This window comes from uncultured Sulfitobacter sp. (genome assembly GCF_947497275.1).
GTDB lineage: Bacteria > Pseudomonadota > Alphaproteobacteria > Rhodobacterales > Rhodobacteraceae > Sulfitobacter.
Window position 1 is genome coordinate 371,003 of the sequence record NZ_CANMFS010000004.1, and the last position, 20,222, is coordinate 391,224.

A 20,222-nucleotide genomic window follows, 5' to 3' on the forward strand; every position below is an offset into this window, starting at 1 on the left:
TCATCATGGACAAAATCCCAGATCAACCGCGCGCCGTGCAGTATCTGTACCCGCCCGTCGATCCTTTTGATCGGCGGATGCTGACCGTGGGTCAGGGGCACGAAATTTACGTCGAGCAATGCGGCAACCCCGACGGCATTCCGGTCGTCGTGCTGCACGGCGGCCCCGGCGGCGGATGCAGCCCGTCGATGCGTCGCTATTTCGATCCGACGAAGTACCGCGTAATCCTGTTCGATCAGCGCGGGTGCGGGCGATCGCGTCCGCACGCGTCGGTGACGGACAACACGACATGGCATCTGGTCGCTGACATTGAACTCATTCGTGAGGCGCTGGGCGTTGTGCAGTGGGTCGTCTTCGGAGGCAGCTGGGGTGCGACGTTATCTTTGATCTATGCTCAGACGCACCCGGCGGCTGTGCGCAATCTGGTGCTGCGCGGCGTGTTCCTGATGACCCAGGCCGAGCTTGACTGGTTCTACGGCGGTGGTGCCGGGAAATTCTGGCCCGAGGTGTGGGAAAAATTCGTGGCGCTGGTGCCGGAGGACGAGCGTGACGACTACATTGCAGCCTATCATCGCAGGCTGTTTTCCGACGATATGACCGTGCAGACACGCTATGCACGGGCCTGGGCCGGATGGGAAAATGCGTTGGCCTCGATACAGTCGTCCGGCTACATGGCGGAGGGACCGGCCGAGTATGCACGCGCCTTCGCGCGGCTAGAGAATCACTATTTCACCAACGCGGGTTTTCTGGAGTTCGACGGACAAATTCTGGCACAGATGGACCGGATCGCCCATATTCCGGGCGTGATCGTGCAGGGGCGCTATGACTTGATTTGCCCGCCGGCGAGTGCCTATTCAATCGCAAAAGCATGGCCCAAGGCCGAATTGAAGATGGTGCGTAATGCCGGCCATGCGTTGTCCGAGCCGGGGATCAGCGCCGAGCTGGTCCGCGCCATGGACCGGATTGCGGCGCAATGACCCGCAGACCACCCATCGACCGCCGCGCGCTGTTTGCCAGTGGTGCCGCCGCCGCTCTGCTGGCCGCCGCCGGAGTGAGCGCGGGCCCGTTGCCGCAACGGGGCGGCAAGCTGCGCCTTGCCGTGTCCGGCGCGCTGCGCAGTGACAGCTGGCAGGCGGGCAGCGGGTTGTTCATGCAGGTCGCGCGGCAAGGGCTCGTCTTCGAAACGCTGACCGAAGTCGCCGCCGACGGCACGCTGCGCGGGGAGCTGGCGGCGAACTGGACCGGCTCGCCCGATGGGCGGGTCTGGGAATTCGATCTGCGCAAAGATGCGGTTTTCCATGACAATGCGCAATTTACGTCCGCCGACGTGGTGCAGTGCCTTGAAATGAACGCGGTGATTACGGCGCTCGATACACATCGCGTGCGGTTCGAGTTGGCGATCCCCGATGCTTCCTTCCCCTTCAAGCTGAGCGACCCCGCGCATGTGATCCGGCCCGCACATGCGCCGCAGTCGGGTATCGGTACGGGCCTGTACCGCGTGGTTCACTTCGCCCCGGGCCAGCAGTTGATCGCTAAGCGGGTACCGCGGCACCCCAAAGACGGCCAGGCGGGGTGGTTTGATCAGGTCGAGCTTGCTTCGATCCCGTCGGAGGAGGTGCGGGCACAGGCGCTGGCCGAGTACCTCGTTGATGGCGCGGATCTTGCGGACCCGTCCATGCTCAGAACATTCGACGATATCGTCACACATCAAGCACATGCGGTCTCGCGCAGTATCGCAACTCCGATGGTCATCGGAACGCAACGTCCCTTGGATAATCTGCGGGCCGCGCAGCGTTGGTGGGCGGCCTGAACGGGAGGGCTTGATGTTTTCGCAAGACGGGCCTATATCCCTTTCAACAGCGGCGCGTTCGGGTCCAAACCAGACGCCCACCGGAAATTGCAACGGGCCGCGCGCCCGTTTTTTTGTGCGCGCCCGCCAGACGCCGAAAGTCAGAGAGACGATGAACAACGATCTGATCGCCAAAGCAGCCATGGACCGCCGTCTGGCGGAAATCATCACCCCGGTCATCGAGGACATGGGGTTCGAACTTGTACGGGTACGCCTGATGACGGGCAAGGCATCGACGTTGCAGGTGATGGCCGACCGGCCTGACGGCGGGATCGAAGTAGACGATTGCGCCCAGATCAGTACCGCCATCGGTGCGGTGCTGGATGTCGAGGATCCGATTGTGGACGAATACGCGCTTGAAGTCTCGTCGCCCGGGATCGACCGACCCCTGACACGGCTCAAGGATTTCGCGAATTTCGAAGGCTACGAGGCCAAGATCGAGACGACCGAGATGATCGACGGGCGCCGCCGTTTCAAGGGCGAGTTGGCGGGCGTTGACGGTGACGAGGTTCTGATCAACGTCGAGGAAGGCACTGTCGGGCTGAAATTCGACTGGCTGTCGGATGCGAAACTGGTCCTGACGGATGAGCTGATCAAGGAAATGCTGCGCCAGCGCAAAGCGTCGGGCGCGATCGACGAAACACAGTTTGATGAACTTCAGACCGACGAGTCTGATGAGGGAGAAGACTAATGGCCATTACATCCGCAAACCAGCTTGAGCTTTTGCAAACCGCTGAAGCGGTGGCGCGCGAGAAGATGATCGATCCCGGTCTGGTTGTCGAAGCGATGGAAGAATCGCTCGCCCGTGCGGCGAAGTCCCGCTATGGCGCGGAAATGGACATTCGCGTTCATATCGACCGCAAGACAGGTCGCGCGACATTTACCCGTGTGCGTACGGTCGTGGCGGATGAGGAGCTTGAAAACTATCAGGCCGAGTTCACCGTGGATCAGGCCAAGGAATATATGGAAGCTCCCGAGATCGGCCAGCAATTCGTCGAAGAAGTGCCGCCGGTAGAAATGGGCCGTATCGCTGCGCAATCGGCCAAGCAGGTGATCTTGCAGAAGGTCCGCGAGGCGGAGCGGGATCGCCAGTATGAAGAATTCAAGGACCGTGCCGGTACGATCATCAACGGCCTGGTCAAGCGCGAAGAGTACGGCAACGTCATCGTCGACGTGGGTGCGGGCGAAGCGATCCTGCGCCGCAACGAAAAGATCGGGCGCGAATCATATCGCCCGAACGACCGCATCCGCGTCTACATCAAGGACGTGCGCCGCGAGCAGCGCGGCCCGCAGATCTTCTTGTCGCGCACGGATCCGCAGTTCATGGCCGAATTGTTCAAGATGGAAGTGCCGGAAATCTACGACGGTATCATCGAGATCAAGGCGGTCGCGCGCGACCCCGGATCGCGCGCGAAGATCGCGGTCATTTCCTACGACAACTCCATCGACCCCGTCGGCGCCTGCGTCGGGATGCGGGGTAGCCGTGTGCAGGCTGTTGTGAACGAGCTTCAGGGTGAAAAGATCGATATCATTCCGTGGAACGAAGACCAGCCGACTTTCCTCGTGAACGCATTGCAGCCTGCCGAGGTCAGCAAGGTCGTGCTGGACGAGGAAGCCGGCAAGATCGAAGTCGTGGTGCCCGAAGAGCAGTTGTCGTTGGCCATTGGCCGTCGCGGCCAGAACGTGCGCCTCGCGTCTCAGTTGACCGGTCTGGACATCGACATTATGACCGAAGAGCAAGAGAGCGCGCGCCGTCAGGCTGAGTTCGAGCAGCGGACCAAACTGTTCATGGACACGCTGGATCTGGATGAATTCTTTGCCCAGCTTCTCGTCTCAGAAGGATTCACCAATCTCGAAGAGGTCGCTTATGTAGAGGTGGACGAGCTTCTGGTCATTGACGGCGTGGACGAGGACACGGCAAGTGAACTTCAGGCGCGCGCGCGTGACGTTCTCGAAGCGCAGAACAAGGCCGCGCTTGATGCCGCCCGCGCGCTGGGCGTTGAAGAAAGCCTTATTGAATTCGAAGGTCTGACACCCCAAATGATAGAGGCGTTGGCCAAGGATGACGTCAAGACGCTCGAAGATTTCGCGACCTGCGCAGATTGGGAGCTGGCCGGCGGCTGGACCACGGTAAACGGTGAGCGGGTCAAGGACGAAGGGACGCTGGAGCCCTTCGAGATGACACTTGAAGAAGCGCAGCAGTTGATCATGACCGCCCGCGTTCTTTTGGGTTGGGTCGATCCGGCAGATCTGGAAGCGGACGCCGAAGAAGACCATGCAGAAGAGGAAGCCGAGGCCTGATCTCAGGCCTCGGAAGACCGACATGGGACGCGGTGGTGCCTCAAAGGATCGCGCGGATGGCGCAGAGCGAAAATGTATCGCAACGGGGGAAGTGCAACCAAAGCACGGGTTGATACGTTTCGTTATTGGGCCGGAGGACCAGGTCGTGCCGGATATACTGGGCAAACTTCCCGGTCGCGGCATATGGGTATCGGCGGACCGGGCCGCACTGAAGACAGCCATGAAAAAAGGGCTGTTCTCGCGATCCGCGAAGCAACCCGTGAAGGTACCGGATGATCTGGTATGCGAAGTAGAAAAGCAGTTGGCCCGTCGCGTGGTGGATCTGATCTCGATGCAGCGCAAGGCTGGAAAGGCCGTGGCAGGTTACGAGAAGGTCAAAGGCTGGCTGCAAACTGAAGAAGCCGAGGTCCTGATCCAGGCTGTGGACGGATCGGGGCGCGGCAAATCGAAACTTAGTACGCCTCACTACGGCCATTATATCGGGTGTTTGACGGCGGACGAATTGGGTTTGGCATTCGGACGCCAAACTGTGATACATGGGGCGCTCGCCTCTGGTGGACTCACTCAGCGTGTAGTAGAGGAAGCTCACAGGTTATATGGCGTGCGCGAAAACGAGGCTGGCAGCGGCCAGCCGAAAGGATAGACGAGCTAGATGAGCGATAGTGACGGCAAGAAAACATTGGGTCTGCGCGGCGGTGGGTCGCGTCCGGGGAACGTAAAGCAAAGCTTTAGCCACGGGCGGACCAAGAACGTTGTTGTGGAAACCAAACGCAAGCGCGTTGTGGTGCCCAAACCGGGTGGGCAGAAGCCCTCCGGCCCAGGTGCCGGTCCCGTTGGCGATCCCTCCAAGCGTCCTGCGGGCATTACCGATTCCGAAATGGAACGGCGCCTGAAGGCTGTTCAGGCGGCGAAAGCCCGCGAGGTCGAAGAAGCGGCAGCGCGTGAAGCGGAAGAAAAGGCGCGTGCCGAAGAGCGCGAGCGCCGTCGCGCCGAGATCGAAGCCAAAGAGCAAGAAGAGCGCGAGCGCGAGGAAAGCCTCAAGGCGAAAGCCGAAGAGGATGCGCGCAAAGCCCGCGAAGCGGAGGCTGCTGCCCAAGCGGCTGCGTCGCCATCGCCGTCCGAGCCTGTTGCCGCACGAACGCCGAACAAGGCCGCACCGGCTCAGACACCGCGCAAGACCGAGCGGGATCGTGAAGATACCAGCAAAAAAGCCCGTCAGGCGGACGATAGCCGCCGGTCCGGCAAGCTGACCGTCAATCAGGCCTTGCGCGGCGGCGAAGGTGGCCGCCAGCGGTCAATGGCGCAGATGAAGCGCAAGCAGGAACGCGCACGCCAGAAGGCGATGGGCGGCTCCGTGGAGCGTGAAAAGATCGTGCGTAACGTCAATCTGCCACCGGCGATCGTTGTGTCCGAATTGGCCGCGCGCATGGCCGAGAAGACAGGTGCGGTTGTGAAGGCGCTGATGAACAGTGGCCTGATGGTGACGCAGAACGAAACCATCGACGCGGATACTGCGGAGCTGATCATTGAGGAATTTGGCCACAAGGTTGTCCGGGTTTCCGACGCAGATGTTGAAGACGTCATCAAGGAGGTTGTCGACGACGAGGGCGATCTTAAGTCGCGTCCGCCGGTCATCACCATCATGGGCCACGTTGACCACGGCAAGACTTCGCTTCTGGACGCGATCCGCAATGCGAAGGTCGTCGCGGGCGAGGCCGGTGGTATTACGCAGCATATCGGCGCCTATCAGGTGACGACAGACAGCGGTCAGGTGCTTTCGTTCCTCGATACGCCGGGCCACGCGGCATTCACGTCGATGCGGTCACGCGGCGCACATGTGACGGACATCGTTGTTTTGGTGGTCGCTGCAGACGATTCCGTCATGCCGCAGACGATCGAGGCAATCAACCACGCCAAAGCTGCCAAGGTGCCGATGATCGTTGCGATCAACAAGATCGACAAGCCCGCCGCCGATCCCGACAGGGTGCGTACCGGTCTGCTTCAGCATGAAGTGATCGTCGAGAAGATGTCGGGCGATGTGCAGGATGTCGAAGTTTCCGCTGCCACGGGGCAGGGGCTCGACGAGCTTCTTGAAGCCATCGCCTTGCAGGCCGAGATCCTTGAGCTGAAAGCCAACCCGGATCGGGCCGCTATCGGTGCGGTGATCGAAGCGCAGCTTGATGTCGGTCGCGGTCCTGTCGCCACTGTTTTGATCCAGAACGGTACGCTGCGTCAGGGCGATATCTTTGTTGTGGGTGAACAGTACGGTAAGGTCCGTGCGTTGATCGACGATCAGGGCAACCGCGTGAAAGAGGCAGGTCCTTCGGTTCCTGTCGAGGTGCTTGGCCTGAACGGCACGCCCGAAGCAGGCGACGTGTTGAACGTGACCGACACCGAAGCGCAAGCCCGCGAGATTGCCGAGTATCGCGCCAATGCCGCACGTGACAAGCGCGCGGCGGCGGGTGCAGCGACGACCCTTGAACAGCTGATGGCGAATGCAAAGGCGGACGAGAACGTCTCTGAATTGCCAATTTTGGTCAAGGCAGACGTTCAGGGTTCAGCCGAAGCAATTGTGCAGGCAATGGAAAAGATCGGCAACGATGAGGTGCGCGTTCGCGTCCTGCACTCCGGTGTTGGTGCGATCACGGAAACCGATGTGGGTCTTGCCGAAGCGTCGGGCGCGCCCATCATTGGCTTTAACGTGCGTGCGAACGCATCGGCACGGAACACGGCCAACCAGAAAGGCGTAGAGATCCGCTATTACTCGGTGATCTATGATCTGGTCGATCACGTCAAAGCCGTGGCATCCGGTCTCCTGAGCAATGAGATCAAGGAAAACTTCATCGGTTATGCCAACATCAAAGAGGTGTTCAAGGTGACCGGCGTTGGCAAGGTTGCGGGCTGTCTTGTTACCGAAGGTGTTGCACGCCGCTCCGCCGGTGTCCGATTGCTGCGCGACAACGTGGTGATACACGAGGGAACGCTGAAAACGCTGAAGCGCTTCAAAGATGAAGTCGCCGAAGTGCAGTCGGGTCAAGAATGCGGTATGGCATTCGAAAGCTACGATGACGTGCGTCCCGGCGACGTGATCGAGATCTTCGAACGTGAAGAAGTGACGCGCACGCTAAGCTGATCTCGAAAATCGCGATACAAAAAAAGGGACGCTGCATTTGCAGCGTCCCTTTCTTATTCAGCAGATGCGGTCACATCATTTCTTGCAGACCGGAACACCCGAATACGTTGTGCTGTCTACCTTTACCGTGATCCGCCCATCAGGCATCGCCTCGACAAAGGTTCCCTGTACCGAAACACAGCTTCCAAGCGTGATAGTGCGCAACATTCCAATCCTCCCCGGAACCAATAAGCGGGAGAGTAACGTGTATTGTAGCCAGTTCCACAACAATCAAACAAGAATCATAAAATTCCCGTCTGGTTTCGGAAATATTCTAAAAGCCTTAAATCCAGTCGCGCAAGACCGCGATAAGGGGGATGTCTGCTGCTGGCATCGGATACTGTCTCATCTCGTTCGGACGCACCCATTTTAGCGTTTGGCCTTCGCGTGCGCGGACCGTCCCCTCCCATTTTCGGCAGGCGAACAGCGGCATCATCAGGTGAAAATCTTCGTAGCTGTGGCTCGCGAAAGTGAGCGGAGCCAGACAGGAGGACCACGTTTCGATCCCCAGTTCCTCGTGCAATTCGCGCACGAGCGCTGCCTCCGGGGTTTCGCCCTGTTCGATCTTTCCGCCGGGAAATTCCCAAAGGCCCGCCATCGTCTTGCCTTCGGGACGCTGGGCGAGCAGGACCCGCCCGTCGACGTCGATCAGCGCGACCGCCGACACCAGTACCATTTTCATGAGCGGTAATCGGCGTTGATCGCGATATAGCCGTGGGTCAGGTCGCAGGTCCAAACGGTCGCATGGCCGCCGCCGAGCCCTAGGTCGACTGCGATCACGATGTTCTGGCCTTTCATATGCGCGGCGGCGGCCTCTTCTGAGTACGCCTCGCTGCGCCAGCCGTCCTTGGCCACTTCGACATCGCCGAACCGGATCGAAAGGAGATCACGGTCGGCCTGCGCGCCGGATTTGCCGATCGCCATGACGACGCGGCCCCAATTCGGATCCTCGCCCGCGATCGCGGTCTTGATCAGCGGAGAGTTCGCGATTGCCATCGCGTGCGTCTTGGCATCCCTGTCACTGGCAGCGCCCGTGATCTGTACCTCGACGAATTTCGTCGCACCCTCACCGTCCTTCACAACTTGGTGGGCCAGATCGCGCATCAGGCCGTGAAGGGCATCGCTGAACCCCGCGTGCCCGTCAACTGCGACGCCCGACTCTCCGGTGGCGGCGACGATCAGGCTGTCGGACGTCGAGGTATCGCTGTCGACGGTGATGGAATTGAACGTCACTTCGTTGTGCTTGGACACAATGGATTGCAGCGCATCCTGACCGATCTTCGCGTCAGTAAAAATGTAGACAAGCATCGTCGCCATATCCGGCGCGATCATGCCCGATCCCTTGGCGATGCCTGCGATATTTACCGTCTTTCCGTCCACATTGACCTGTGCCGCCGCGCCTTTGGGAAAGGTGTCGGTTGTCATGATCGCCTTGGCTGCTGCCGCGATACCGCCAGCATCGCTGTCGTGCGCCAGAGTGTGCAGCGCCGCAACGATCCGGTCATGCGGCAAAGGTTCTCCGATCACCCCGGTCGAAGAGGTGAAAACCCGGTCCTGCGGGACGCCACACTCTTGCGCGACACTTGCGGTGATCACCTCGACGGATGTGGTACCGCTCTTGCCGGTAAAGGCATTGGCGTTGCCGGAGTTGACCAGAATCGCCGCCCCCTCGTCCGATACCTTGCCCAGTTTGGCCTGACAGTCGAGAACCGGTGCCGACCGTGTGGCGGAGCGGGTGAACGCCCCCGCCACGACACTGCCCGGTGCCAAGGTCGCCAGCATGACGTCCGTGCGGTCCTGATATTTCACTCCCGCAGCGGCGGTGGCAAAGCGCACCCCGTCAATCACCGGCAGATCGGGAAATTTCTCGGGGGCCAGCGGTGAAACGGACGTGATCTTTGCCATTGCAGCCTACTCCAGAACGTCGGTCTGTTTGAGTACGGAAGGATCGACCGCCTCGGCACCGCTGCGGTCGACCTCCGCCTCGGCGGTGACGGCCTCGATGGCGGCCTGCGCACGGCCCTGGCGGATCTGAAGCTCGATTTCCTCGCGCACCTCATCAATCGCAGGTGCTTGTTGGATGCGGGTTTCGTTCAGCTTGACGATGTGCCAGCCGAATTGCGTCTTTACCGGCGCGGACACCGCCCCTGGTTCAAGATCGATGACGGCCTGTTCAAATTCCGGGACCATCGCGCCTTTGCCGAACCAGCCAAGCTCACCCCCGTTTGGACCGGATGGGCCAGTGGATTTCTCGCGGGCGACGGCGGCAAAATCTGCACCGCCTTCCAACTCTTCGATCACCGCCAGCGCGGTCTCTTCGGTTTCCACGAGAATGTGCGAGGCATTGAATTCCTCTTCCTGCTCTGCGTCGGAATACTCGGCTTCATAGGCGGCCTGCACCTCGGCATCGTCAAGCGGCGTTTCCATAATGCGGTTGATGGATTCACCGGCTACGAGCGAACGCCGCTCGTTCTCGATCTGAAGATCGACGCGCGCGGGAAGCTCGCCATCGAACTGCTGGGAAAGCGCGGTTTGCTGGATCAGCTGGTCCAAAATGCCCTGAAACAATACATCTTCTGGCAGATCCTTGTACTGCGGCGGCAGGCTGGCCCAAGCGACGATCATATGACCGACGGTGATCTCCGTGCCTCCGACAACGGCGACAACGGTGCCAGGATCTGCCGTCGCTGGCGCGGCGGGTGTTTCGGTTTCCTGTGCAGCGGCTGGCAGCGACAGGGCGGCACACAACGCGAGAGGTGCCAGAAAAGTGAGGGGTTTTTGCATGGATTGTCCTATCTTCGACGCGCGATTTGGGCGCTTACATTGACACGCTATACAGCGGCCCTTACATCGCCATCACGCGGAGCGTACAACGCTGACACGCGCGGCTGAGGCCACCATTCTCCCCTTCTATCTATGGACTGGGTGTTAGCGGGGCAAGCAGATCGCGCAAACCTTTATATACTTCGGCTGGAGATCGCATGCTGGGACTTGGAACAATCACCAAAAAGGTATTTGGTTCGCCGAACGATCGCAAGATCAAGGCGGCCCGCCCTCTGGTCGAAAAGATCAATGCGCTCGAGCCCGAATTCGAAAAGCTGAGCGACGACGCCATCAAGGACCGGACCGAAGCGCTGGCCAAGCGGGCGATGGAGGGCGAGAGCCTTGACGATTTGCTGCCGGAGGCCTTTGCCAACTGTCGTGAGGGCGCGCGGCGCACGCTGGGCCTGCGTGCCTTCGATACGCAGCTGATGGGCGCGATCTTTCTGCATCAGGGCAACGTCGCTGAGCAGAAAACCGGTGAAGGCAAGACGCTTACGGCAACCTTCGCGGCGTATTTGAATGCGCTGACGGGCAAAGGCGTTCACATCGTCACGGTGAACGAATACCTTGTGAAGCGCGACGCCGACTGGATGGGCAAGGTCTATGCCTCACTCGGGCTGACGACCGGCTTTATCTATCCCAACATGACGGATGAGGCCAAGCGCGCGGCCTATGCTTGCGACATCACCTATGCCACCAACAACGAGCTTGGGTTCGACTATCTGCGCGACAACATGAAGGCCGAGCTGAGCCAGATTTTTCAACGCGGGCATAATTTTGCCATCGTCGATGAGGTCGACAGCATTCTCATCGACGAGTCGCGCACCCCGCTGATTATTTCCGGCCCGTCCGACGACCGGTCGGATATGTACCGCACCATCGACGCGGTTATTCCGCTGCTTCAGGAAGAGCATTACGAGCTGGACGAAAAATCGCGCAACGTAACCTTTACGGACGACGGCAACGAGTTCCTCGAAGAACAGCTGCGCATTCGGGGTCTGCTCGAAGAGGGGATGACGCTTTATGACCCCGAAAGCACAAGCGTCGTGCACCACGTCAACCAGGGCCTGCGCGCGCACAAGCTTTTCCAGAAGGACAAGGACTATATCGTGCGCGATGGCGAGGTAGTTCTGATCGACGAATTCACCGGTCGTATGATGGCAGGACGTCGGTTAGGGGACGGTTTGCATCAGGCGATCGAGGCCAAGGAACAGGTCGATATCAAGCCCGAGAACATCACGCTGGCGTCTGTGACGTTCCAGAACTATTTCCGTCTGTACGACAAGCTGGCGGGCATGACGGGTACGGCCCTGACCGAAGCCGAAGAGTTTGCCGAAATCTATGGTTTGGGCGTCGTCGAGGTGCCGACCAACGTGCCGATTGCCCGTGTCGATGAGGACGATGCGGTCTACCGCACCGCCGCCGAGAAATACGCGGCAATGATCGAACGGGTGAAAGAGGCCCACGCCAAGGGGCAGCCATGTCTTGTCGGGACCACGTCCATCGAGAAGTCCGAAATGCTGAGCCAGATGCTGGAGGCGGAAGGTATCAAGCACAATGTCCTGAACGCGCGTCAGCACGAGCAGGAAGCGCAAATTGTCGGTGATGCGGGCAAATTGGGTGCCGTGACCATCGCCACGAACATGGCTGGACGCGGTACCGATATCCAGCTGGGCGGCAATGTAGAGATGAAAGTGCAGGAGGCACTGAGCGCCGACCCTGAGGCCGATCCGGTCGAGATTCGCACGCGCATCGAAGCGGAGCACGCGGACGAGAAGAAGAAAGTGCTCGAAGCAGGCGGGCTGTTCGTGCTGGCGTCTGAGCGCCACGAAAGCCGGCGCATCGACAACCAGCTGCGCGGCCGTTCGGGTCGTCAGGGGGATCCGGGCCGCTCGTCGTTCTTTTTGTCGCTCGAAGACGATCTGATGCGCATTTTCGGGTCCGAGCGGCTTGAAAAAGTGCTGACGTCGCTCGGTCTGAAGGAAGGCGAGGCGATCATCCATCCATGGGTCAACAAATCGCTGGAGCGCGCGCAGGCAAAGGTCGAAGGCCGCAACTTTGACATCCGCAAGCAGCTTTTGAAGTTTGATGACGTAATGAACGAGCAGCGCAAGGTGATCTTTGGCCAGCGCCGCGACATCATGGAATCGCAGGATCTGCACGAGATCACCGAGGACATGCGCCACCAGGTGATCGACGATCTGATCGACCAGTACATGCCCCCGAAAACCTACGCCGATCAGTGGGACACCCAAGGTTTCTACGCCGCAGTGATCGAACAGCTTGGGGTTGACGTGCCGGTTATCGCATGGTGCGAGGAAGACGGCGTCGACGACGATGTGATCCGCGAACGGCTGATCGAGGCGACGGACAAGTTGATGGCGGAGAAGACCGAGAGCTTTGGCCCCGACAACATGCGCAACATCGAAAAACAGTTGCTGTTGCAGACGATCGACGCCAAGTGGCGCGAACATCTGCTCACGCTGGAGCATCTACGCTCGGTTGTGGGGTTCCGTGGCTACGCGCAACGCGATCCGCTGAACGAGTACAAGAACGAGTCATTCCAGTTGTTCGAGGGGATGTTGGACAGCCTTCGATCGGATGTGACTCAAAAGCTGGCTCAGATCAAACCCCTGAGCGAAGCAGAGCAGCAGCAGATGATCGACCAGATGGTCGCGCAGCGGCGTGCAACGCAGGCCGCAGCAACGCCGGAAGGGGAAACGGCGACGCCCGTACCGCCATCGCCGGAGGCCAGGGAAGGATTCGACGAAAACGACCCCACGACCTGGGGCAGTCCGGCACGCAACGATCCCTGCCCGTGCGGATCCGGCAAGAAGTTCAAGCATTGCCACGGTCGGCTGACCTGAGAGGTTCGGAAGTCCTGAGCACCGGACAGGTGCCACATTAAAAGCAGGGGGCTGCCCTAAAGCAGCCCCTTTCGCACAGGATACAAAGCATCGAACGATTCCGTTAAAGGGGACATCGACGATGCGATACCGTAAAGAAATAGTTACGACAGCCGCCACTCTGGCCATCGCTGTCGGCATTGGTTTCGTAATGCAACGGTCTCAATCCGCAGATACGCTTTCCGCCGATGCGCCATCGACCGGCGGCGAAGTCCTTGCGAATGCGGATGCAGCCTTGTTGAATGTCGAGGACATTATCCTGACATCGGCCGAGTTCGATACGACGATCCAGAAGCCACGGCAGGAAGAGAAAATCGTACCGGTGTCGGTCCCAGAAATCGTGCCGCCAGAAGATGTCCGCACGAATGCGATGAACGCCCCCGCCTCAGCGTCCGCGGCGGATCCGCTGGCAGAAAAGATGATATCCAACACGGATACAGCCTGTCCGGTGGACGCTCGGGCGCGCCCTGTGGCCGCAGCGATGGTAAACCTGACGCTAACTGCGCCTTGCCTGCCGAACGAGCGTGTGACGGTCCACCATAGCGGGTTGCTTTTCAACCAAACCACCGACGCAGACGGCTCTTTGGATATCACGCTGCCGGCTCTTGCACGCAATGCGATGTTCATCGTTGCATTTTCAGACGGTGAAGGGGGGGTGGCGCAAGCGACAGTAGAAGATGTTTCCGAATTCGACCGGGTCGGCGTCCAGTGGAAAGGTGACATCGGTTTCGAGCTTCACGCACGCGAGTATGGTGCGGGGTACGGTGACGAGGGCCATGTATGGTCGGGTGCCGCCCGCGATATGTCCTACGCGGTAACGGGGCAGGGCGGTTATATCACGCGGCTTGGCGATCCCGACATCCCTGATGGGTTGATGGCGGAAATCTACACCTTCCCGCCCGACAACGCCGAACGTGCCGGAACGGTCGATCTGAGCGTCGAGACAGAAGTTGCGACCAACAACTGCGGCTTCGAGATCGAGGCGCAGACGCTTCAGATGCAGGGTGGCGGCAGCATCCTTTCCAAGGATGTGACCCTCTCTGTGCCCGATTGCGAAGCCGCCGGGAACTTTCTTGTGTTGAATAATCTCTTCGAAGACCTGAAAGTCGCGATCAACTAACGCAACCCAGGGGTCTTATGATCAGAGTGTCATGTGCGGCGGTATTCGCCGCACTTTCCATTTTCGCTGCGACCCTACCCGCAAGGGCACAGGACGTGACTCTGACCTCCCGCGATAGCGCGGTTGAGCTGAGTGGCACGTTGCTTGGGTTCGATGGCGAATTCTACAGGATCGAGACGGACTACGGCGAATTGACTGTCGATGGGTCCGGTGTGCTGTGTGCTGGTCCGGGGTGCCCCAACCTTCAGGACTTCGTGGCGGAGCTTCAGATCTCGGGTGCGCCCACGTTGGGCGCCGTGGTGATGCCTGCGCTGATCGAAGCTTTTGCCCAGAAGAACGGGTACACCGCGATGCGGGAAGACGAGTCGGAGCCGCAACAATTTACATATGTCCTGACGCGGAACGAAGACGGAAAGACCGCGGCGCGGTTCTTTTTTCGTGTCGGGAACACCGATGAAGGCTTTGCCGATCTTTTGGCGGATGAAGCCGATATCGTGATGTCACTTCGCGAAATTCGCCCCAAAGAGCGCGCCCGCGCCCGTGAGCTTGGTCTGGGCGATATGACGGAGGCAAACCGCAGCCGCGTTCTGGCGCTCGACGCGATCGTTCCGGTGGTGTCGCCGAGCAATCCGGTACGCGGTATCTCTCCCTTTCGGTTGGCGCAGGTTTTGGCTGGTCGCATTACCAACTGGGAGGATCTGGGCGGCCCGGATGTCCCGATTGACCTGCATGTCCCAAGCGACGAATCCGGTCTGGCACAGGCGATCGCGGATCAGGTGCTCAAGCCTGCCAATCTGAACGCCATGTCGCAAGACGCGGTCCGTCATCACCGCCCCGATGCGTTGGCGCAATCCGTGGCGCGGGACACTTTCGCGCTGGGGCTGACAAGCTATGCCGACCGTGGCACGACGCAGGCCCTGATGCTGACCGGGAGTTGCGGTTTTTCGATGCAGGCGTCGCGGCGCACCATCAAGACCGAGGATTATCCGCTGACTGCGCCTATGTTCCTCTATTTTCCCGCGCGTCGCCTGCCGCGCATCGCGCGGGAGTTTCTTGCGTTTACGCGCGGTCCCGCCGCGCAGATCGTGATCCGGCGTTCGGGATTCGTGGACCAGACCCCCGAAGAGATTACAGTCGAGGAGCAGGGAAACCGTTTCGCGAACGCGATTGCGCAGGCGGGCGGGGAAATTACGCTGGAAGAGTTGCAGCGGATGACGGCCACGTTCACGCCGATGGCGCGGCTCAGCACATCTTTCAGGTTTGAGGCGGGGTCGATCCGCCTCGATGCGCAGTCCCGCTCCAACGTGCAACAACTGGCGCGGGCGCTTGAAGTGGGCCAATACGATGCGCGGCGGTTGCTGTTCGTGGGATTCAGTGACGGGAACGGACCTGCGGAAGCCAACCGGAATATCGCACTGCGGCGGGCGGAAGCGGTGCGTCGTGCAGTAAGTGAAGCAGCCGTCGCCGCCAATCTGGACCGTGTCGAACTGCAGGTGGATGCCTTTGGCGAAGCAATGCCAATGGCGTGCGACGACAGTGCATGGGGTCGGCAGGCGAACCGGCGTGTCGAGGTTTGGGTGCGCTAGCCTGGAGGACCTACCGGATTTGGGGCGATGCGTATCCGGATCGCAAAGACGGGTTCCTTTCTTGTTCATCAGATGACAACCCCGCATCTGAACGAGCCCGTCAAGCGCCGCCTACCGCATCTCTGTCCGGCGCTAGCATGCCTTTGGAGGTGTCATTAACAAACCGATCCAGACACGCGTTCATCCGTTCATGATCGGGAGGTGCTGCGAATCCTTGATACGACGCTCGCCGTGCACCTTGCAGACGAACATGCCGCAGTAGGCCTTGGGCTGCGTTCATAAACGAAAGATGATACTCGGTGCGGTCGGATTAAGAAAAACCCCCAATCCACTCGGTTTCGCATTATAGATAGCCTTCTGCCCGAAAGCTCAATTCGCGCGATTTTCCAATGATCAGATGGTCGTGCAGGGTCAGGCCAAGTGCGTCGCAGGCCGCGTTTATCTGGCTTGTCATGTCGATGTCCGCCTGCGAGGGCGTGGGATCGCCAGAAGGGTGATTGTGCACCAGAATAACGGCGGAGGCGTTCAGTTCCAACGCCCGCTTGACCACTTCACGAGGGTAGACCGGTACATGATCCACGGTGCCACGCGCCTGCTCTTCGTCTCCGATCAGATTGTTTTTACGATCAAGGTAGAGCACGCGAAACTGCTCCGTTTCGCGGTGCGCCATCGTCGTATGGCAATAGTCCAGCAGCGCGTCCCAGCTTGACAGAACATGCTGTTGCATGATCCGTGCACGCGCCATCCGGTGGGCCGCCGCCTCGATGATCTTGAGTTCGGTGATGACCGCGTGGCCGACACCTGAAATGTCGCGCAAGCGCGCTTCGGATGCGGTGATGGCACGATTGAAATCTCCGAAACGGTCCATCAGTGCGCGGGCAAGGGGTTTGACGTCCCGTCGTGGAATTGCACGAAATAGAACGAGTTCGAGCAACTCGTACTCGGGCACCGCATTTGCCCCGCCGGCCATAAACCGCGCGCGCAGCCTCTGGCGGTGATCCGCGATATAAGAAGGTTGCTTGCCGGAAACAGGCACTGTTCCGGCCGCTTCGTCCAGAAGAAAGGGCAATGGCTGTTCGTCGAAAGTCTGGCTCATGCACACGACTTTGACGCGGGCTTGGTTAGGATTTGGTTAAATTCCGAGACACGCGAATAGCAGCGCACCGTAGATGGGTTTTGCGCGGCCCTACCCACCAAGGATCGACCGCGCAAAACAGGAACGCTAGCCTTTCATCGAATCCCAGAAGGATTTGACCGACGAGAAGAAGCTGCTGCTCTCGGGGTTGTTCTCTTCCGAAAGATCCTCGAATTCGCGCAAAATCTCCTTTTGGCGCGAAGTCAGGTTAACCGGAGTCTCAACGGCCAGTTCGATGATCATATCGCCGGTGCTACCACCGCGCAGATGCGGCATGCCCTTGTTGCGCAGACGCATCTGCCGGCCTGATTGGCTTCCCGCAGGCACTTGGACGCGGCCGCGTCCACCGTCGATTGTCGGCACCTCGATGCTGCCGCCCAATGCGGCGCTGCTCATCGACACGGGAACGCGGCAGAACAAATTTGCGCCGTCGCGCTCGAACAGTTCGTGTTCCTGCACCTCGATGAAGATATACAGATCGCCGGACGGTCCGCCCCGCATGCCTGCCTCGCCCTCGCCAGCAAGACGAATCCGTGTTCCCGTCTCGACCCCGGCGGGGATGTTGACGGACAGCGTGCGGTCCTTTTCGACGCGACCCGCACCGCGGCAGGTGTTGCAGGGATTCTTGATGATCTGGCCCAGACCTGAACAGGTCGGGCAGGTCCGCTCTACGGTAAAAAAGCCTTGTTGTGCGCGCACTTTACCCATGCCCGAACAGGTCGGACATGTCGTAGGTTCTGCGCCGCCTTCAGCGCCGGAGCCCTTGCATGATCCGCACGGTACGGATGTCGGTACGTTGATCGATTTCTGCAATCCGCCAAAGGCTTCTTCGAGCGAGACGCGCAGGTTGTAGCGCAAGTCGGATCCACGCGCGGCGCGACGACCGCCTGCGCCAGTCTGGCCGCGCCCGCCCATGAAGTCGCCAAACAGATCGTCGAACACATCCGAGAATGCAGAGGAAAAATCGCCCTGACCACCGCCGAAGCCGCCGCCCTGCCGTCCGCCACCGCCACCCATGCCACCTTCGAACGCGGCATGGCCATAGCGGTCGTAAGCTGCCTTTTTATCGGCATCCTTGAGCACTTCGTAGGCTTCGTTGGCTTCCTTGAATTGCGCTTCGGCATTGGGATTGTCGGCGTTGCGGTCGGGGTGAAGTTCTTTGGCTTTGGTCCGGTAGCCCTTCTTGATCTCGTCCGCCGATGCGCCTTTGGAGACGCCAAGCGTCTCGTAATAGTCACGTTTTGCCATCAATACTGTCCTTTACCGGAACGTGAAGGGCCGGCCCGTCTGATCGGACCGGCCCCCTCACTGGTTTCCGTTCGCGGAATTAAGCCCGCTTGTCGTCATCAAGGTCTTCGAATTCGGCATCGACGATATCATCGTCGCCGCCCTCGGCGCGGGGCTCATCGGCAGCTTGCGCCATGTCCTCGCCCGACTCCTGTGCCGACTTATAGATCGCTTCGCCCAGCTTCATGGCGGCTTCGGTGACGTTCTGGATGCCCGATTTGATCTTCTCGACGTTGTCGGTTTCCATCTCGTCTTTCAGCGCTGCAATGGCCAGTTCGATCGCCTCGACAGTGGTCGGATCAACCTTGTCGGAGTGCTCTTCCACGGATTTCTCCGTCGAGTGGATGAGGCTCTCCGCCTGGTTCTTCGCTTCGATCAGCGCGCGACGCTCCTTGTCCGCATCGGCGTTGTCTTCGGCATCCTTCACCATCTTTTCGATATCTGCATCCGACAAACCGCCCGAAGCCTGGATCGTGATCTTCTGCTCCTTGCCGGTGCCTTTGTCGAGCGCACCCACAGACACGATGCCGTTGGCGTCGATGTCGAAGGTTACTTCGATCTGGGGCATACCGCGCGGAGCCGGCGGAATGTTCTCTAGGTTGAACGCGCCAAGGATCTTGTTGTCGGCGGCCATCTCACGCTCACCCTGGAACACGCGGATCGTTACGGCGTTCTGGTTGTCTTCCGCGGTCGAAAAGATCTGCGACTTTTTCGTTGGGATCGTTGTGTTGCGGTCGATCAGGCGGGTGAACACACCGCCCAGCGTTTCGATACCGAGCGACAGTGGCGTCACGTCGAGCAGGACAACGTCCTTGACGTCCCCTTGCAGAACACCGGCCTGAATGGCGGCACCAAGGGCTACGACCTCGTCGGGGTTCACACCCTTGTGAGGCTCCTTGCCGAAGAATTTCGTGACCTCTTCGATCACTTTCGGCATCCGCGTCATACCGCCGACCAGAACGACCTCGTCGATGTCCTTGGCTGTCAGACCCGCATCCTTGAGGGCTGCGGCACAGGGTTTCATCGACGCCTTGATCAGGTCATTGACCAACGATTCCAGCTTGGCGCGGGTCAGCTTCATCACCATGTGCAGTGGCTGACCATTCGCCCCCATCGAGATGAACGGCTGGTTGATCTCGGTCTGGGACGAGCTGGAAAGCTCGATCTTGGCCTTTTCCGCCGCTTCTTTCAGACGCTGGAGCGCCATCTTGTCCTTGGTCAGATCGACCTGGTGCTCTTTCTTGAACTCTTCCGCGAGGTAGTTGACGATGCGCATGTCAAAATCTTCACCGCCGAGGAACGTGTCGCCGTTGGTGGATTTGACTTCGAACAAGCCGTCGTCGATTTCAAGGATGGTAACGTCGAACGTACCGCCGCCAAGGTCATAGACCGCGATGGTTTGCGTATTCTCTTTGTCGAGCCCGTAAGCCAGCGCCGCCGCTGTCGGCTCGTTGATGATGCGCAAGACTTCGAGGCCCGCGATCTTGCCCGCGTCCTTCGTTGCCTGACGCTGGGCGTCGTTGAAATAGGCAGGAACGGTGATGACCGCCTGGGTCACTTCCTCGCCGAGATACGACTCGGCGGTTTCTTTCATCTTGCCAAGGATGAACGCGGAAATCTGGCTTGGGGAGTATTTCTCGCTCTTGGCTTCGACCCAGGCATCGCCGTTGCCGCCGTCGATCACGTTGAACGGCATGTTCTTGCGGTCCTTGGCCAGATCCGGATCGTCGTTGCGACGACCGATCAGACGCTTGACGCCGAAGATGGTGTTTTCCGGGTTGGTGACGGCTTGCCGCTTTGCGGGCTGGCCGACGAGACGCTCGTCGTCTGTGAACGCAACGATGGACGGTGTCGTGCGCGCGCCTTCCGCGTTCTCGATCACGCGGGGCTGGCTGCCGTCCATGATGGCAACGCAAGAGTTTGTAGTTCCAAGGTCAATACCAATTACTTTGGCCATGTTTTCGATCCCTCATTTTATTCAAGGCGATGACACGAGGCGACAGGCCCGTTACGGCACCTTTGCCCCGATCTGGTTAACACTGC

General features: G+C 59.7%; 16 protein-coding genes. 9 read left to right on the forward strand and 7 right to left on the reverse strand.

The window, feature by feature from the left end; translation table 11 throughout:
- Nucleotides 1-5 precede the first annotated feature (5 nt).
- The 6 genes from pip (at nucleotide 6) to infB (ending at nucleotide 7,283) form a co-directional block, all read left to right on the forward strand.
- The gene (pip, locus tag Q1A06_RS11170) at nucleotides 6-977 is read left to right on the forward strand and encodes a prolyl aminopeptidase (RefSeq protein ID WP_299563105.1); all 972 of its coding nucleotides are present in this window, start codon (nucleotides 6-8) and stop codon (nucleotides 975-977) included.
- Nucleotides 974-1,810 carry an ABC transporter substrate-binding protein gene (locus Q1A06_RS11175; protein ID WP_299563108.1) on the forward strand — a complete coding sequence of 279 codons (837 nt, stop codon included), beginning with the start codon at nucleotides 974-976 and terminating at the stop codon, nucleotides 1,808-1,810. The genes pip and Q1A06_RS11175 overlap by 4 nt, the downstream gene beginning before the upstream one ends.
- Before the next feature lie 151 nt (nucleotides 1,811-1,961).
- Nucleotides 1,962-2,540, forward strand: a complete 579-nt coding sequence (gene rimP / locus Q1A06_RS11180) for a ribosome maturation factor RimP (protein ID WP_299563110.1) — start codon at nucleotides 1,962-1,964, stop codon at nucleotides 2,538-2,540.
- Entirely contained in the window at nucleotides 2,540-4,150 is a 1,611-nt protein-coding gene (gene nusA / locus Q1A06_RS11185) for a transcription termination factor NusA (RefSeq protein ID WP_299563113.1), read from the forward strand. The genes rimP and nusA overlap by 1 nt, the downstream gene beginning before the upstream one ends.
- Nucleotides 4,151-4,172: 22 nt before the next feature.
- Nucleotides 4,173-4,793, forward strand: a complete 621-nt coding sequence (locus Q1A06_RS11190; RefSeq protein ID WP_299563116.1) for an RNA-binding protein — start codon at nucleotides 4,173-4,175, stop codon at nucleotides 4,791-4,793.
- Between the two features lie 9 nt (nucleotides 4,794-4,802).
- Complete coding sequence (gene infB / locus Q1A06_RS11195; RefSeq protein WP_299563119.1) at nucleotides 4,803-7,283, forward strand: translation initiation factor IF-2; 2,481 nt, start codon at nucleotides 4,803-4,805, stop codon at nucleotides 7,281-7,283.
- Between the two features lie 75 nt (nucleotides 7,284-7,358).
- On the opposite strand, the gene Q1A06_RS11200 is transcribed toward infB, so the two are convergent.
- The 4 genes from Q1A06_RS11200 to Q1A06_RS11215 form a co-directional block, all read right to left on the reverse strand.
- A complete protein-coding gene (locus tag Q1A06_RS11200) occupies nucleotides 7,359-7,490 on the reverse strand; it encodes a hypothetical protein (RefSeq protein ID WP_299563121.1) in 132 nt (43 codons plus the stop codon).
- A 115-nt stretch (nucleotides 7,491-7,605) separates the two neighbouring features.
- Entirely contained in the window at nucleotides 7,606-8,004 is a 399-nt protein-coding gene (gene mutT / locus Q1A06_RS11205) for an 8-oxo-dGTP diphosphatase MutT (RefSeq protein ID WP_299563124.1), read from the reverse strand.
- Entirely contained in the window at nucleotides 8,001-9,227 is a 1,227-nt protein-coding gene (argJ, locus tag Q1A06_RS11210; protein ID WP_299563127.1) for a bifunctional glutamate N-acetyltransferase/amino-acid acetyltransferase ArgJ, read from the reverse strand. Before argJ ends, mutT begins: the two co-directional genes overlap by 4 nt.
- 6 nt (nucleotides 9,228-9,233) lie before the next feature.
- Nucleotides 9,234-10,106 carry a peptidylprolyl isomerase gene (locus tag Q1A06_RS11215; protein WP_299563130.1) on the reverse strand — a complete coding sequence of 291 codons (873 nt, stop codon included), beginning with the start codon at nucleotides 10,104-10,106 and terminating at the stop codon, nucleotides 9,234-9,236.
- A 197-nt stretch (nucleotides 10,107-10,303) separates the two neighbouring features.
- Between Q1A06_RS11215 and secA the strand changes: the two genes are divergently transcribed.
- The 3 genes from secA to Q1A06_RS11230 all read left to right on the forward strand — a co-directional run bounded on the left by secA (nucleotide 10,304) and on the right by Q1A06_RS11230 (nucleotide 15,757).
- Nucleotides 10,304-13,012 carry a preprotein translocase subunit SecA gene (secA, locus tag Q1A06_RS11220; protein WP_299563133.1) on the forward strand — a complete coding sequence of 903 codons (2,709 nt, stop codon included), beginning with the start codon at nucleotides 10,304-10,306 and terminating at the stop codon, nucleotides 13,010-13,012.
- 121 nt (nucleotides 13,013-13,133) lie between these two features.
- A complete protein-coding gene (locus Q1A06_RS11225; protein WP_299563136.1) occupies nucleotides 13,134-14,171 on the forward strand; it encodes a hypothetical protein in 1,038 nt (345 codons plus the stop codon).
- 17 nt (nucleotides 14,172-14,188) lie between these two features.
- Nucleotides 14,189-15,757 (forward strand): phosphate ABC transporter substrate-binding/OmpA family protein, encoded by a 1,569-nt coding sequence (locus Q1A06_RS11230; RefSeq protein ID WP_299563139.1) that lies wholly within the window; start codon nucleotides 14,189-14,191, stop codon nucleotides 15,755-15,757.
- Between the two features lie 343 nt (nucleotides 15,758-16,100).
- Here Q1A06_RS11230 and radC read toward each other — a convergent pair whose 3' ends face one another.
- The 3 genes from radC to dnaK all read right to left on the reverse strand — a co-directional run bounded on the left by radC (nucleotide 16,101) and on the right by dnaK (nucleotide 20,136).
- On the reverse strand, nucleotides 16,101-16,853 hold the full coding sequence (gene radC / locus Q1A06_RS11235; RefSeq protein WP_299563142.1) for a DNA repair protein RadC: 753 nt from the start codon (nucleotides 16,851-16,853) through the stop codon (nucleotides 16,101-16,103).
- A gap of 126 nt (nucleotides 16,854-16,979) precedes the next feature.
- Nucleotides 16,980-18,140: a molecular chaperone DnaJ gene (dnaJ, locus tag Q1A06_RS11240; RefSeq protein WP_299563145.1), complete on the reverse strand. Its 1,161-nt coding sequence runs from the start codon at nucleotides 18,138-18,140 to the stop codon at nucleotides 16,980-16,982.
- A 79-nt stretch (nucleotides 18,141-18,219) separates the two neighbouring features.
- A complete protein-coding gene (gene dnaK, locus Q1A06_RS11245) occupies nucleotides 18,220-20,136 on the reverse strand; it encodes a molecular chaperone DnaK (RefSeq protein ID WP_299563148.1) in 1,917 nt (638 codons plus the stop codon).
- Between the last annotated feature and the right edge of the window lie 86 nt (nucleotides 20,137-20,222).

Bases quoted from the DNA above. Each gene is read 5' to 3' on its own strand.
- Q1A06_RS11225 (WP_299563136.1), top strand. From the start codon at position 13,134: ATGCGATACCGTAAAGAAATAGTTACGACAGCCGCCACTCTGGCCATC.
- Q1A06_RS11190 (WP_299563116.1), top strand. From the start codon at position 4,173: ATGGGACGCGGTGGTGCCTCAAAGGATCGCGCGGATGGCGCAGAGCGA.
- argJ (WP_299563127.1), bottom strand. From the start codon at position 9,227: ATGGCAAAGATCACGTCCGTTTCACCGCTGGCCCCCGAGAAATTTCCC.
- rimP (WP_299563110.1), top strand. From the start codon at position 1,962: ATGAACAACGATCTGATCGCCAAAGCAGCCATGGACCGCCGTCTGGCG.
- dnaK (WP_299563148.1), bottom strand. From the start codon at position 20,136: ATGGCCAAAGTAATTGGTATTGACCTTGGAACTACAAACTCTTGCGTT.
- mutT (WP_299563124.1), bottom strand. From the start codon at position 8,004: ATGAAAATGGTACTGGTGTCGGCGGTCGCGCTGATCGACGTCGACGGG.
- Q1A06_RS11175 (WP_299563108.1), top strand. From the start codon at position 974: ATGACCCGCAGACCACCCATCGACCGCCGCGCGCTGTTTGCCAGTGGT.
- radC (WP_299563142.1), bottom strand. From the start codon at position 16,853: ATGAGCCAGACTTTCGACGAACAGCCATTGCCCTTTCTTCTGGACGAA.
- infB (WP_299563119.1), top strand. From the start codon at position 4,803: ATGAGCGATAGTGACGGCAAGAAAACATTGGGTCTGCGCGGCGGTGGG.
- Q1A06_RS11200 (WP_299563121.1), bottom strand. From the start codon at position 7,490: ATGTTGCGCACTATCACGCTTGGAAGCTGTGTTTCGGTACAGGGAACC.
- dnaJ (WP_299563145.1), bottom strand. From the start codon at position 18,140: ATGGCAAAACGTGACTATTACGAGACGCTTGGCGTCTCCAAAGGCGCA.
- secA (WP_299563133.1), top strand. From the start codon at position 10,304: ATGCTGGGACTTGGAACAATCACCAAAAAGGTATTTGGTTCGCCGAAC.
- Q1A06_RS11215 (WP_299563130.1), bottom strand. From the start codon at position 10,106: ATGCAAAAACCCCTCACTTTTCTGGCACCTCTCGCGTTGTGTGCCGCC.
- Q1A06_RS11230 (WP_299563139.1), top strand. From the start codon at position 14,189: ATGATCAGAGTGTCATGTGCGGCGGTATTCGCCGCACTTTCCATTTTC.
- pip (WP_299563105.1), top strand. From the start codon at position 6: ATGGACAAAATCCCAGATCAACCGCGCGCCGTGCAGTATCTGTACCCG.
- nusA (WP_299563113.1), top strand. From the start codon at position 2,540: ATGGCCATTACATCCGCAAACCAGCTTGAGCTTTTGCAAACCGCTGAA.